8 protein-coding genes and 2 tRNA genes are annotated in these 15,170 nt (G+C 38.5%); all 10 read left to right on the top strand.

What is annotated here, in order from left to right; translation table 11 throughout:
- Positions 1–46 precede the first annotated feature (46 nt).
- The 10 genes from AC04Q1_RS11570 to AC04Q1_RS11525 all read left to right on the top strand — a co-directional run bounded on the left by AC04Q1_RS11570 (position 47) and on the right by AC04Q1_RS11525 (position 15,035).
- On the top strand, positions 47–2,419 hold the full coding sequence (locus tag AC04Q1_RS11570; RefSeq protein WP_478364734.1) for an ABC transporter permease: 2,373 nt from the start codon (positions 47–49) through the stop codon (positions 2,417–2,419).
- 80 nt (positions 2,420–2,499) lie between these two features.
- Positions 2,500–4,881, top strand: a complete 2,382-nt coding sequence (locus AC04Q1_RS11565) for an ABC transporter permease (protein WP_478364732.1) — start codon at positions 2,500–2,502, stop codon at positions 4,879–4,881.
- Positions 4,882–4,958: 77 nt separating this feature from the next.
- Positions 4,959–7,331, top strand: a complete 2,373-nt coding sequence (locus AC04Q1_RS11560; protein ID WP_478364730.1) for an ABC transporter permease — start codon at positions 4,959–4,961, stop codon at positions 7,329–7,331.
- 221 nt (positions 7,332–7,552) lie between these two features.
- The gene (locus AC04Q1_RS11555) at positions 7,553–9,952 is read left to right on the top strand and encodes an ABC transporter permease (protein ID WP_478364728.1); all 2,400 of its coding nucleotides are present in this window, start codon (positions 7,553–7,555) and stop codon (positions 9,950–9,952) included.
- A 76-nt stretch (positions 9,953–10,028) separates the two neighbouring features.
- Complete coding sequence (locus AC04Q1_RS11550) at positions 10,029–12,449, top strand: ABC transporter permease (protein ID WP_478364726.1); 2,421 nt, start codon at positions 10,029–10,031, stop codon at positions 12,447–12,449.
- A gap of 67 nt (positions 12,450–12,516) precedes the next feature.
- Positions 12,517–13,200 carry an ABC transporter ATP-binding protein gene (locus tag AC04Q1_RS11545; RefSeq protein WP_478364724.1) on the top strand — a complete coding sequence of 228 codons (684 nt, stop codon included), beginning with the start codon at positions 12,517–12,519 and terminating at the stop codon, positions 13,198–13,200.
- A gap of 95 nt (positions 13,201–13,295) precedes the next feature.
- Complete coding sequence (locus tag AC04Q1_RS11540; RefSeq protein ID WP_478364722.1) at positions 13,296–14,093, top strand: helical backbone metal receptor; 798 nt, start codon at positions 13,296–13,298, stop codon at positions 14,091–14,093.
- Between the two features lie 73 nt (positions 14,094–14,166).
- The gene (locus AC04Q1_RS11535) at positions 14,167–14,469 is read left to right on the top strand and encodes a hypothetical protein (RefSeq protein WP_478364720.1); all 303 of its coding nucleotides are present in this window, start codon (positions 14,167–14,169) and stop codon (positions 14,467–14,469) included.
- A gap of 171 nt (positions 14,470–14,640) precedes the next feature.
- A tRNA-Leu gene (locus AC04Q1_RS11530) sits at positions 14,641–14,722 on the top strand.
- 231 nt (positions 14,723–14,953) lie between these two features.
- Positions 14,954–15,035 (top strand) — tRNA-Leu (locus tag AC04Q1_RS11525).
- The last annotated feature ends 135 nt before the right edge of the window (positions 15,036–15,170 follow it).

Genomic DNA, 15,170 nt, shown 5'->3' with positions numbered 1-15,170 from the left:
AATTTAACAGTTAACCAGTTTAACAATTTATACAGTTCCCCAAACGATGTTTAAATTAAACTTAAAAATAGCACTGCGCAACCTTTGGAAGAATAAGGTAAGCTCATTTATTAATGTTATTGGCCTGGCTATTGGTTTGGCTGCCTGTTTAACGTTACTGCTGTATGTTACCTACGAATGGAATTTTGATAAGCAGGCTAAAAATTCGGCCGATGTATATACCACCATGACCAATATACCCGGCGATAATGGCAAAATTTCCGGAACTTTTGAAGGCTCCACTACCGCATTTGGTCCTGCAATTAAACAGGGCCTTCCCGAGCTTAAGTATATGGCAAGGATGGATTACGGTGGCAGGAATTTAATTGCCAACGGACAAAACGCATTTAAGCGTCAATCTAAATTCGCTGAGCCCGACATCCTGAAAATGTACGATTATGAATTTGTTCAGGGAAATGCGAATACTGCTTTAAGTAATCCGAACTCGGTTATTTTAAACGAATCTACCGCTAAATTACTATTTGGAACCACTGATGTTCTGAATAAATCCGTACGTTTCAAAGACCGCTTCGATTTGAATATTACCGGTGTAGTTAAAGATCAGCACGACAACAGCTCAAATAAATTTGATTACCTGATGCCCTGGGCTTTTTACGAAACGATTGATCAAAGTGCTAAGGACCTCAACTGGAGCAATTATAGTTTTATAACACTTGTAATGCTAAAAAGCGGTGTAAATTTAGACCTGGTTAACCAAAAAATAAATCAGATAGAGAAAAAAAATAATACCAACAATCAGCAATCTGAAGTATTATTTCCTTTGGCCAAATTACATTTATATGGCAAGTTTGAAGACGGTAAAAGTGTTGGCGGGGCAATAGAGCAAATTTATCTGTTTGTTGGACTCGCTTTCGGCATCCTGTTGATCGCCTGCATTAATTTTATGAACATGGCCACGGCCAAATCAGAAAAACGTGCAAAGGAGGTGGGTATAAAAAAGACCATTGGTGCCAATAGAAGTTCGCTGATTATACAGTTCTTAACCGAATCGATGATGTTGACATTTATTGCAGTGGTTTTTTCCATTGCCATCCTCGAATTATTTCTTCCAACCTTTAATCATCTTTTGAACATCAAGCTAAATATGTCGTACTTCAACAGTACCAGCTGGGGAGGTATTTTAGGAATTGTGATTGCTACAGGGCTAATTGCAGGTAGTTATCCTGCATTTTACCTTTCATCTTTTAACCCGATCCAAACCTTAAAAAGAAAAATTAAGGCGAAAGGTTTCTTTTCAATTAGTTTAAGGCAAGTATTGGTCGTAGGGCAATTCTGTTTTGCCATTATTCTGATTATCTCCACATTGGTTATTTACAAACAGATTCAGTACATTAAAAACAGGTTTGTAGGCTTTGATGTGAACGCTTTGGTAGAAATGCCGCAAGATGGCGAATTGAAAACAAAATATGAGTTGTTGCGTTCGCAGCTGTTAAAATCAGGTGCGGTTACGTCGATGTTTCAATCGTCGGTGAGCTTATCTCATCATGGCCGTAATTTTTCAGGCATAGAATGGGAAGGGATGTTGAAAGCTACAAACAACCAATTGTTTAACCAGGTCATTACCACCTACGATTTTATCAAAACCAATGGCATCAAATTAACCAGTGGAAGAGACTTTTCAGAAAATTTCGCTTCAGATAGCAGTGCGGTGATGGTGAGCGCTTCGGCTGTTGAGATTTTTGGTTATAAAAATCCGATTGGAAAAACGGTCACCATTAATGATGATAAGTTCAATATTATAGGTGTTTTTGATGATTATGTTTGGGATTCGCCTTACAAATCAAATAATCCAATGGTAATATTCTTCGATAAGAAACAAACAGGAAATATTACGATGCGTTTGAACGAAAAGAACAGTATTCAAAGCAATATGGAAACCATCAGCAAGATTACAAAAGCTTTAAATCCAGCATATCCGTTAGAGATTAATTTTTTGAATAACGTATACTCTGAAAAGTACAATGCTGAAAAAACTTTGGGCATACTTTCCAATCTTTTCGGTGGCTTGGCCATTTTCGTTTCCTGTTTAGGCTTATTTGGGTTGGTTACCTATAGTGCAGAGCAACGAACAAAAGAATTTGGCGTGCGCAAGGTATTAGGGGCATCATTGTTTAATCTGATGCAATTGTTATCGCTCTCTTTTGTGAAAATGATCGTGGTTTCTATCGTCATCGCTATTCCCTTGAGTTATTTGCTGATGAATAAATGGCTGATGAAGTTCGAATTCCACACCGAAATATCATGGTGGATTATGCCAGTTGCCGGGTTTGGAACCTTGATGATGGCCCTGATTACCGTAAGTTTACAAGCCTATAAAACGGCTCATGCTAATCCTGTTGATGCACTTAAATACGAATAAAACCTGCGAAAGGCGTGTGGTGCTAAGCGTTTGAAACGCTAACACCTAATGCCATACCCTCTACACCTAAACCTCCAAAAATGTTCAGATTAAACCTAAAAATAGCACTGCGTAACCTTTGGAAAAACAAAGGTTTTACACTGATCAATGTTGGTGGCCTTGCAATCGGCATGGCCTGTTGTTTAATGTTGCTTCTTTATGTAAACTACGAGTGGAGTTTCGATAAACACTATAAAGATGCAGATAAAGTATATCTGGCAGCATTAAATTTAAAGTTTAACGGTAAACTGGCTACCACAATGGCAGTTCCTAATAAGCTGGCCAAAGCCGGGGTTTCAGAATTACCGGGTATTAAAAGCGCCGCCCGCATCTCAATGAACAATGGACAAAAATTGTATAGCCATAATGAAAATCATTTTAAATTCGTTGCCCTTAATGTAGATCCCGATTTTTTAAAAATCCTTGACCATAAATTTATCTACGGCGATCGCAATACGGCATTATCCGAACCGAATAATGTACTGATCAGCGAATCTACGGCTAAGAAATTATTTGGTGATCAGGACCCGATCGGACAAAGTATTAAATACGATAACAGGGTAACTTTAAAAGTGACTGCCGTAATACAAGACCTGCCAAAAAATCAAAGTATGCAGTACGATGTTTTACAGCCCTGGGCATTTTTCGAACAGGAAAATCCTTCTGAAAAAGAAAATGGATGGGGTGCAATTACCTGTTTAACCTTATTTCAGCTAAAAGATCATGCTTCTCTAGAAGCAACCAATGCGGCATTAAAACATTTCATCGTCAACAAGGAGCCTAACCTAAAAGAAATGACCTATGAACCTTTCCTTTTTCCGTTAAGCAAACTTCACTTATACGACGATTTTGAAAACGGAAAAGCGGTAGGGGGTAAAATCGATCAGTTAAGGCTGTTCGTGTTTCTGGCCATTTGCGTGCTGTTTATCGCCTGTATCAACTACATGAATCTTTCTACCGCCAAATCAGAGAAAAGAGCGAGAGAAGTAGGGGTAAGGAAAGCATTAGGTTCTACGCGCAATACCATTATGGGGCAGTTCATGATAGAATCGTTGCTGTTGTCGTTTTTAGCTATGTTAATTGCCTTTACACTGCTCGAAGTATCTTTACCTTATTTTAATAACCTGCTTAATATTTCAATTAGTATCGATTATAATGCCTATCAGTTTTGGAGTGTATTGCTTGCAATGGTGCTGATCACCGGTTTACTCGCAGGGAGTTATCCCGCATTTTATCTTTCCTCTTTCATACCCGTAAAGGTGTTAAAAGGCTTTAAAGGTTCAACAGGTTCATTGTCTATCCGTAAAACTTTGGTGGTGGTACAGTTTAGCCTTTCTATCTGTATGATCATTTCTGCAATTGTCATTTACAGCCAGATTCAACATTTAAAGAATAAGCCCCTGGGCTTTGATCAGGCTGCGCTGGCACAGATCGATTTAGAAGGAGAATGGACAAAGCCGGAAAAACTAAAAACGTTTAAAAATGAACTAGAAAGGGCAGGAGCTACAATTGCCACAACAGAATATGCAGGTTCCTTTACGAATTCCGGTTCAATTACCAGTGACATCCAGTGGCCAGGAAAGCCTAAAAATGATGTTTCGATCATTAATTACAGAAGTACAGGTTTCGATTTTGCCAAAACAACTGGTGTAAAGATTATTGCCGGTAGGGATTTTGATGCTAAATTTCCGGCTGATACCTCAACATCGTTATTACTCAATCAAACTGCTGTTAAAATAATGGGACTAAAAAATCCCATAGGTACCATTCTCCATTGGGGCGATAATCCCCCGCTTAAAGTGGTAGGCGTGGTGCAGGACTATTCCAACGAATCCCTGGCTTCAAAAATACAACCCACAGTTTATTACTATAACGTTAAAACAAGCCGTGTTTTATTGCTTAAACTCAATCCAAAACAATCGCTTTCCAATTCGATTGACGCGATAAAATCAGTAAGTCAACGTTTAAATCCTGCTTATCCGATCGAAGTGAAACTTGTTAGTCAGGGCATGGCCGAAAAACTTCGGAGCGAGAGATTGCTCAGTGCGCTTTCGAATATTTTTGGTGGCTTTGCCATTTTCATTTCCTGCTTAGGTTTATTGGGTTTAGCGTTATATACCGCTGAGCAGCGCAGCAAAGAAATCAGTATCCGTAAAGTACTGGGTGCCAATCTTTCCGATATCCTGGTATTGTTGAATAAAGATTTTATGAAACTGGTGATCATATCCAACGTTATTGCCATTCCTGTAGCTTACATTCTTGTTGCCAAATGGCTGGAGAAATACGATTATAAGATTAGCATTAATCCATGGCCATTTTTGCTCGCGCTTTTAACTTCAGTAATTATAGCCATTTTAACGGTGAGCCTGCAAACCTTTAAAGTAGCCAAAGCAAATGCTGTGGATGCACTAAAATATGAATAAGACCTGCGTAGCGCATTAGGCAATCAGACCGGATTTATCGCTTAAAACCTAACCCCCTACGCCAAAACCTAAGCCTTATGTTTAAATTAAACTTAAAAATCGCACTACGTAACCTTTGGAGAAACAAGGTAATCACCTCGATTAATATTGGTGGACTGGCTATTGCTTTGGCCGCGTTTATTTTGGTTACCATGTATTTTACCTATGAAACAGGTTTTGATAAGACCAATCCTAATTACAAGAAGGTTTATGTTGTTGGTGTATCTTATCCAGAATTTAAAACCAATTACATCGCTGCTCCATTTGCGAAAGCCATCAAACAAAATTTTCCTGAGGTCGAATCGGTGGGTCTTATCAAGGAAGGTTCCTTTGAACTAACCATTAAAAATGGCAAGAACACCCTTTTTACCAAGAGGATTCTGGCGGTTGATTATAATGCTGCCAAAATACTCAATATAAAACCTGAAAATGGCCTTGTAAAACCAGCGGGGGATGTTGAAAGGCTAAATTACTTGAGCAAGGAAAGCATAAAAACGCTATTCCCAAAAAAAACAGACAACAAGCCGGAAATGGTGGGGTATGGGCCGAGCAATTCGGGGATCACGGGAATTATAGCGGGTTCGGTCAAGAACGATTTGCATTCAAACTTTACCTTTGATGGTGTTTCTATTGCTGGCGAGTTAGGCACGGGAGATAATTATGATATGAACGACTACAGCATCTATCTTCAGTTAAAACAAGGGACAGATGTGGAGAATCTTGAGCGGAAAATTACGGGTTTATATAGAACAGAATTATTAAAAAGTAAAACCGATAAAAAAGCAATTGATGAACTAAAGGGTGTTTCTACATTTTTAGATCCGTTATCCAATCAGCATTTAAGGCCAAAAGCAGGGAATGATGCACCATACAAAATATTGATCGCCCTTTCAGTGCTTGGAATTTTAATCCTGGTTATTGCCTGCATCAACTTTACCAATTTAAGTATTGCACAAGCCGCAAAAAGAGCCAAAGAGGTTGGGATCAAAAAGGTGATGGGTGCCTATCGTTCACAACTTACCTTTCAGTTTCTTACCGAAATATTTATACAATGTGTTGTAGCGACAATATTGGCGTTAATTTTGGCTGAGTTAGCGCTTCCGAGTTTTAATAGTCTCTTTCAGGTTAACTTATTAATCTGGCATCTCGATAACGCTTTGTTTTGGCAATTGCCATCAATATTATGCCTGATTACCATTATTGCCGGTATCTATCCAGCTTTGGTATTATCAGGGTTTAAACCAGCAAGGGTACTTAAGGGAAATTTTTCTACCAGCAGGCAAATTTCATGGCTGAGAAATGGATTATTGGTTTTTCAGTTCAGCATTGCGGTGATCTTCATTATTGGTCTGTTTATTATTAGTTCGCAATTGAAATACATGCATCATCAGGATTTAGGTTTTACCGCCAACCAGGTGGTTTACATTAAAAACCTTACCCTTTTTAACAAACCGGAAAAATTTGAACCTGTCCGGGATAAAATTTTAAAAATACCGGGAATTAAATCAGCCACTGTGGCAACTTTTATACCTGGTGGACAAAACGGAGTGAATAGCTACGCTGCTAATGGCTTAAAGGCAAATATTGATTTTGTAGATGTAGATTTTGACTATCTTAAAACCTTAGGTATTAAACTAAAGGAAGGTCGGTTTTTTTCGAATGAATTTAAAACAGATACTGCAAATGCTGCGGTCATAAATGAAAGTGCCGCAATTAAATATGGTATTAAAAATCCTATCGGAGAGACGATTCGGGGCTGCAATATCGACTATAAAATAATTGGTGTAATTAAAGATTTTAAAACACAAGGATTTGAAAGCCCTGTTCAGCCCACCGTATATGCGATTAAAAATCCTTGCGGAGGTTTTAAAACGCAAATTATGCTCAAAATTGAGGAAAACAGAATGGCAGATGCTTTGGCTACCCTGAAAGCGCAATGGCCGCAAATAAATCCCCTCGATGGTGAAGATTTTAGATATGAGTTTTTGGATGAGCTGTATGGGAAGCTTTTCAAAAAACAAGAACAATTACAATCCGTATTTTTTGCAGCAGCTATACTTACGATCTTTATTGCTGTACTTGGTCTTTTTGCCTTTGCAAAATACATTACCACTGGCAGGATTAAAGAGATTGCTGTAAGAAAAATTTTAGGTGCAAGTAATCTCCAAATCTTTAAGCTGATCAATAGCTCGTTTTTTATTTTAGTGGTTATCGCCAACCTCATTTCATGGCCATTGGCTTATATTTTAACCAAAAAATGGCTCGAAACCTTTGCTTACCGTATTGATCTGCCCTTTTTACCATTTATGCTAAGTGCTGCATTGACCATTTTATTAACGATAATTACAGTAAGTATTCAGGCCAACGGTGCTGTAAAGGCTAATCCTGTTGACGCGCTTAAATACGAGTAAGACCAGCGGAGGCGTTTGGCAATTTTGTGGATGTATCACTTAACGCCAAACGCTCAGTGCTATTCTCCGTTCGGTAGCGTACAGCTACTGTTCATAAACGGACATTTTTTCTTTTCGCTTATTTGTATATTGTTGATATTGAGTTGATTGCGTTTTGTTTTGCTCTTGGTATAAAATTAGCATAAGGATCTGCAGATTTCATTCAATTAATTATTCGATACATGTTTAAATTAAATTTGAAAATTGCCTGGCGAAACCTTTGGAAGAACAAAGGTTATACCTTCATCAATATCTTGGGCCTTTCTATCGGAATGGCGAGTTGCATCCTCATCTTTATTTTCATCCGTTACCAGCTCAGTTTTGACGAAAACTTTAAAAACGAAAGCCGTATATACCGGGTGATCAGTGGTTGGACTACTCCTGACAGTTATTTCGAATCGGCAGGCACGCCACGTCCGCTTCCTGCAGCCATGCGGAATGATTTTAAGCAACAGTTTGATAAAGTTGCGGCCATTCAGGCGGGTGGTGGCATTATTAAAGTAAAAGATGCATCCGGAAAAGAAAAAATTAAAACTTCTGAAAGCGTGCATTATGCAGAGCCCGATTTTTTTGAAATCCTGAGCTTTAAATGGCTAGAGGGAAATCCACGTCAATCACTCAGTCAGCCCAATACGGTTGTGTTATCAGATGAAATGGCTGATAAACTTTTCGGAGACTGGCACAAGGCAGTAGGACAGAGCATTAATTTTCAGAATAAAGAAGACCTTAAAGTTACGGGTATCATAGCAAAAACACCTGATAACAGTTCTTTTCCACTAAAGGTAATCATCTCATATAAAACTTATCTAAATCAGAACAGACCAGAGTCGGCCACCTGGGGAACAGTTTCTTCTACTTCCGAATGTTATGTGTTATTAAAGGAAGGTACTTCTATTGATGATGCGAGTAAAAACCTCCCTCAGTTTATCAATAAATACTATCAGAGAGACGCGGTTTCGAAGGAAGGGCATCGTTTTCAACCGCTAAGAGATATTCATTATAATGCAGATCTCGGCAATTTTGCAAATAAAGTGATGCCTAAAAAAGAACTTTACGGATTGGCCATCATTGGTGCTTTTTTACTGTTAACCGCCTGTATCAATTTTATCAACCTTGCTACTGCACAGGCAGTAAGCCGTGGGAAAGAAGTTGGTGTGCGTAAAGTGATGGGCAGTTTGCGCAGGCAATTAATTGTACAATTTTTAACCGAGACACTAACAATAACCGTGATATCGCTGTTGGTAGGTTGCGTGTTAACAGAAGTGGCCTTACCAGGGATGCAAAGCCTGTTTAAGGATCATATTTCATTTAGCATTATCGAACACCCGATCATATTTGTATTTATGGTTCTTTTGGTGTTGGTGGTGAGCTTTTTGGCCGGTTTTTATCCGGCAATGGTGATGTCGGGTTATAGTCCTGCATTAGCGATCAAAAATAAAATCACCGCAAATGCTGCAGGTTTAAGTTTGAGGAAAATTCTTGTGGTAGTGCAGTTTGCCATTACCATTATACTGATTATAGGCACTTTGGTTGTGCTGAGGCAGATGAGTTATATGCGTGAAAAACCTCTTGGTTTTATCCCTACAGCAATTGCCCTGATTGATGTTCCTTCTGATAGCATGGCAATTACCCGGTATCATACTTTGCAGGATCGGATCAATAAAATTCCAGGGGTTATATCAAGCAGTTATTGTGGTGCAGCACCTTCTTCTGATTTTAATAATGAAAGTAATTTCAGGTACAATGGAACGGTACAATCCACTTTTCAGGCCAATACCAAAACCGGAGACGAAAACTATTTTAAAACATTTGGCCTGGAAATTATAGCGGGTAAAGGTTTATCAAAAAGCGATACACTCAAAGAGTTTGTGGTAAATGAAACCATACTAAAAAAACTCAATGTAGTAAACTATAACGATGCACTTGGGAAACCGATCAGAATTCATGGTAAAATAGGCAATATTATCGGCGTGGTTAAAGATTTTAACAATAAGAGTCTGCATGAAGCGATTTCACCGATTGTAATCAGCAGTGATAAAGAATCCTATACCACCATTGCCGTTAAGCTCGATAGCAAACTTATTTTACCTGCCATGCAGGCTATAGAAAGTACCTGGAACAATGTGCTGCCCGAGTATGTATATGGTTCTACTTTTATGGATGATAAAATCAGTGAATATTATCAGACCGAAAAAATAATGGGCGCCCTGTTTAAAGTGTTTGCCGGGGTAATTATCTTTATTTCCTTTATCGGACTTTTTGGATTAATCTCTTTTGTGGCCACCCAAAGAACCCGTGAAGTAGCCATCAGAAAGGTTTTAGGCGCTTCAACACTAGAATTGGTTAAAATGTTAAATGGTTCTTTCCTGTTAATGGTTTTTCTGGCCAATTTGGTGGCCTGGCCGCTTGCCTATTTATTCGTGGCCAAATGGCTGGCCACTTTTACCTATCGTATTGATTTGAATATCTGGCCATTTGTATTTGCGATGATCATTTCGATGGTAATTACATTAATAACTGTAAGCATCCGCTCTTATAAAGCTGCGGTTGCCAATACCATTGATGCGCTTAAATACGAATAATACCTGCGGATAGCGTTTGGTGCTTGGCAGTAAATCCACGCCATGCGCTAAACGCTTTGCGCTAAACCTAAAAACGATGTTTAAACTGAATTTAAAAATCGCGTGGCGAAACCTCTGGAAAAATAAAACCTATGCAGCCATTAATATTGGTGGCTTGGCTTTGGGTTTAACAGCATTCCTGCTGATGCTTTTGTATATTAACTACGAAGAAAGTTACGATACCTGGTCACCTGATCTGCAGCATGTTTATCAGATCAGAGAAAAGCATGATTTCTTTACGCCCGATAATCGAGACCATTGGCAAGACATCAGCAATTCGCGTGTTGCAGCGCTTATTAAACAAAATGTTCCCCAATTTACCGCAATTACAAAAGTAGATTCGGAATGGGGAAATGGATTTTCTGTTAAGATAGATCATGCCGATCCAATACTGATAAAGGCAATTAAAGATGCCGACTCAGCTTTTTTTAATGTTTTCCCCTATAAATTTATTCAAGGAGACCAGGAAAGAGCCTTAAAAGAGCCTAATACTATCGTTTTGAAGCAAAGTTTAGCTGTTAAACTTTACGGAACCGATCAGGTTTTAGGTAAACAATTTAAGTTGGTGAGATGGAGGGAAGATAAGGGCACACCAATGAAAATAACCGGAGTGGTTGCCGATGCGAACACACCACAGAGTGTAAACTTTAATGCAATAAGCCATACCGGCGATCAGGATCACGACCCCGATCAGCCTGGCAGTTCGCATTATAACCAGATTTACGCAAAATCAACTAGAAAAATAGACACCTTATCAGCGAATAACAGTTTACAAAAAGTGTATGTGGCATATAAGAAAAAATCATTTGCTGAGCAGAAAATTAATTTTAAAGACGTTTACAAAAATGGAAAAATGCCGGGGCTCAAAGCCATTGCATTAAAAGATGTTCATGCCAATCCTCCTTTTGCGATTAACTGGTTAACAAAACTTAAACCTGTTATCGGGATCTCCATCTTTTTACTACTTGTATCCATTATCAATTTTGTTAATCTCGCAACTGCACAGTCTGTGCAAAGAGCCAAAGAGGTTGGGGTCCGGAAAGTACTAGGTTCATATAAAAAACAGCTTATGGCCCAGTTTTTAATAGAATCAGCTTTGCAGAGTATCATTTCGTTGTTTTTAAGTGTTATTTTAATCGAAATTTTATTGCCTGCTTTCAACCAGCAGTTTCATGTAGAATTAAGTTTCTGGCACAACGAGCATTTACCCGTTTTAATTGCCCAGCTTTTGGGGCTTTTTGCTTTTGTTACCCTTTTGGCCGGTTTCTATCCAGCGTGGATCCTTTCGAACTATAATCCGGTTGATGTTCTTAAGGGCAATTACGGAAACAGTTTAAAAGGCCTTGCACTACGCAATGTGCTCGTTGTTTTTCAGTTTATTATTTCGGTAACCTTTATTATTGCAATTGGCGTAATGCAGATGCAGACTAAATACATCAGTAATAAAGATTTGGGTTTTGAACGCGATCGGCTGATCAACCTTCAAACTGGCTACGATCAAAATTTTGCAGATAAGATAAAACGTATTCCAGGTGTTCAATACGTATCTACAACTACCCAGGTAATGGGGAATGCATTTAATAATAAGAGTGAAATCGTTTATAAAGGTAATAACTTCAACTTCAACGGCGTAACCGTTACTATGGATGCCTTACAAACCCTGGGCGTTAAGTTAATTTCAGGCCGCCTGTTTGCTAAAGAGTATAAACAAGATACCATTAACTCAGTTATACTTAACGAAGCTGCAGCAAATTTACTCGGTAAAAATATGGTTGGGAAAACCTATGGTAAAGTTGATTATGAAGGTAAAGTCAATACTTTTCAAATTGTTGGCGTGATCAAAAATTACCATAATGAGGGTTTTGACAAAACGGTGTTGCCAACAGTGTATAAAGTAACAGGTTTAGGCGGAACATCTAATACAAACAATCTGTTAGTGCGTTTCGACACAAAAAACTATAAAGGAATTATCGATAATATAGAAACTGAGTGGAAAAAACTTTATCCTGATTTTCCTTTTCGCTACCAGTCTATGGATGAAGCATTTTCGGAAATTCTAGAGGAAAACAATCGCTTTATGAACATGATTATCCTATTCAGCATGGTTTCTGTTTCTTTATCGCTATTAGGCCTCTTTGCGTTATCTACTTTTATTGCCAAACGCCGCACCAAAGAGATTGCCGTGAGAAAAATCTTGGGTGCATCAAATATCCAGATTGTAAATCTTTTAAATAAATCATTCTTAATTTTGGTCATAGTGGCCAATTTAATCAGTTGGCCCATCGCCTACATTTTAGTTAAAAGATGGCTCGAAGGTTTTGCCTACAGAATAGAAATGCCCGTTTTTCCTTTCTTTATTGCAACCATTGTTTCAATCATAATAGCAGTTTTAACGGTAAGCATTCAGGCCCGTAAGGCAGCTATAGGCGATCCCGTAAATGCACTTAAATATGAATAAAGACCTGCGGATAGCGTTTGGCGAAATTCACGCCTCGCGCAAATCGCGTTTCGCTAAACCCAAAAATATGATACAATTAACCAACATCGAAAAATACTACGCAAACAAAGGCATTAAAAATTATGTACTGCGTTTGGTCACCACAACCATTAAGCAGGGAGAATTTGTTTCCATCATGGGGCCTTCCGGAGCCGGAAAATCGACCCTGCTGAACATTATTGGTATGCTGGAAGAGCCAACCTATGGAACTTATGAGTTTCTGGGCGAGGACGTAACTTCACTAAATGAACGTAAGCGTATAGAGCTCTACCGCAACCATATCGGCTTTGTATTTCAGGCCTATCATTTAATTGATGAAATGACGGTTTACGAAAATATAGAAGCACCATTGTTGTACAAAAAAGTGGGTAGCTCAGAACGTGCAAGCAGAATAGCCGATCTTTTAGACCGTTTTAACATTGTGGCCAAAAAAGATCTGTTTCCAAACCAGCTTTCTGGCGGACAACAGCAATTGGTTGGCATTGCAAGGGCATTAGCGGCCCAACCGTCAATTATCTTGGCAGATGAACCAACCGGCAACCTGCAATCTGCCCAGGCCGAAGAAATAATGACGCTGTTTAAAAAGTTAAACCAGGAAGATGGAATTACCATTATCCAGGTAACGCACTCAGAGAAAAATGCGCAGTACGGAAACCGGATTTTACATATTGCCGATGGCGTGGTAAAGGAGGATGTAGCGGTATTAAGTTAGACCCATATGAAAAAATGAGGTAAATGCGGTTTTGGAATTCAACAATTTCTATCTGTATTTACCTTTTTTGACTGTGGTTAAATTATCTTTGCTTCATGCAAAAATCATTTACTGATCAGATGGGAAGGGAAATCACTATTAATTTTCCACCGAAAAGGATTGTTTCCATCGTTCCATCACAGACTGAATTGTTATTTGATTTAGGACTGGATCAGGAAATTATCGGATTGACCAAGTTTTGCATCCATCCGATAGAAAAATTTGCAGAAAGAACCAAGGTTGGTGGAACAAAGAAACTCAATATAGACTTAATTAAAGATTTAAAGCCTGATCTGATCATTGGCAACAAAGAGGAGAATACACAAAGTGATATTGAAGAGCTTTCTGAACATTTCCCGATTTGGATGAGCGATATTTTTACTTTGGATGATGCGATGAAAACCATCGCTGAGATAGGCGCGCTGGTAGACCGTGAGCCTGAAGCAAGTTATCTTAACCATTTGATTTCTGCCGGCTTTAACGACCTCAAAACTCTCGCGCTCCAACATGGTATTGATAAAAAGATTGCTTATCTGATCTGGCGTAAGCCTTATATGGCGGCCGGAAAGAATACTTTTATTGATGATATTCTGTTGACTAATGGTATGACAAATGTAATTAAGGAAGCGCGCTATCCGTCTGTAACACTGCATCAACTGAAAACTTTAAACTGCGAACTGATATTACTTTCATCTGAGCCTTATCCTTTTGGTGAAAAACACATTGAAGAAATACAGACGGTTATTCCTGATGCAAAAATTATGTTGGTTGATGGAGAGATGTTTAGCTGGTACGGAAGCAGATTGGTTAAGGCCGTTCAATATTTTTTCGAATTCCAGAAAGAACTTTATTAGCTTTTGGTAATTAAATTTTGGTAATTTGTAGCATAAAGCTAAATCATTCCGTTACCCATAAAATTAATCACCGATGAAAAAAATATTAATATTATCCCTATTTGTTTCCGTAATTTCAGGCTGTAGCTCCATGAACAATGCAAACAGAGGCGCTGCTGTTACGGCAAGCGGAACAATAGAAAAAATAGGTATGAGCACCTTTCAGTATGGCACACATCTGTTAAAAGCCGACAATAAAACCTATGCTTTAAAAAGTGGTTCTATAAATCTTGATACCTATTTAGATAAAAAAGTTACCATTAAAGGAAAAAAGGTTGCGGGTTACCCTGTTGACGGTGGACCGGAACTGGTTGATGTGACGCTTGTGAAATTTTAAGATATAAAACGGATGATGTTAAAGCAGATCATGTTGAATTTTCTATTTCTCTAATGTCCTGTGTGTCACAGGCCATCATAAATTAATCAATTTTGTGCTTCAACAAAGCATCTCAAAAATTTGATTAATCAATTTAGTTTCTATCTTTGCAGTCCTTACAACATCCTAACTGCGGAAGTGGCGTAATTGGTAGCCGCACCAGACTTAGGATCTGGCGCTTCACGGCGTGGGGGTTCGAGTCCCTTCTTCCGCACAATAATAAAGCCGTTCCGATGATATCAGAACGGCTTTTTTGTGCGCTATACCTTCATCTCATCATCCGTATCGCCACTAAATATTGCGTAAATTGATTCTTGTTTAAGTTTTTCTCCTTAAAAATTAAAGAGTTAGCGTTTATTGATCAAAATAATCAATAAAAAATTGCGGATGCCTTTTGATTATTCAATCTTGTTTCTATCTTTGCAGTCCTTACAACATCCTAACTGCGGAAGTGGCGTAATTGGTAGCCGCACCAGACTTAGGATCTGGCGCTTCACGGCGTGGGGGTTCGAGTCCCTTCTTCCGCACAACAAGATAAAGGCCGTTTCGATTTAAACATCGGAACGGTTTTGTTTTTAAAAACATTGATTAATAAAAATTGATGTGCTGTTTTAATTGAAACGATATGTGCTATTTTTCTAAAATCCCATGTCTCGATACTC

It is taken from the genome of Pedobacter humicola, from assembly GCF_056490705.1.
The sequence above is the reverse complement of the archived record's forward strand: the minus strand, read 5'-3'. Positions and strand labels throughout refer to the sequence as shown.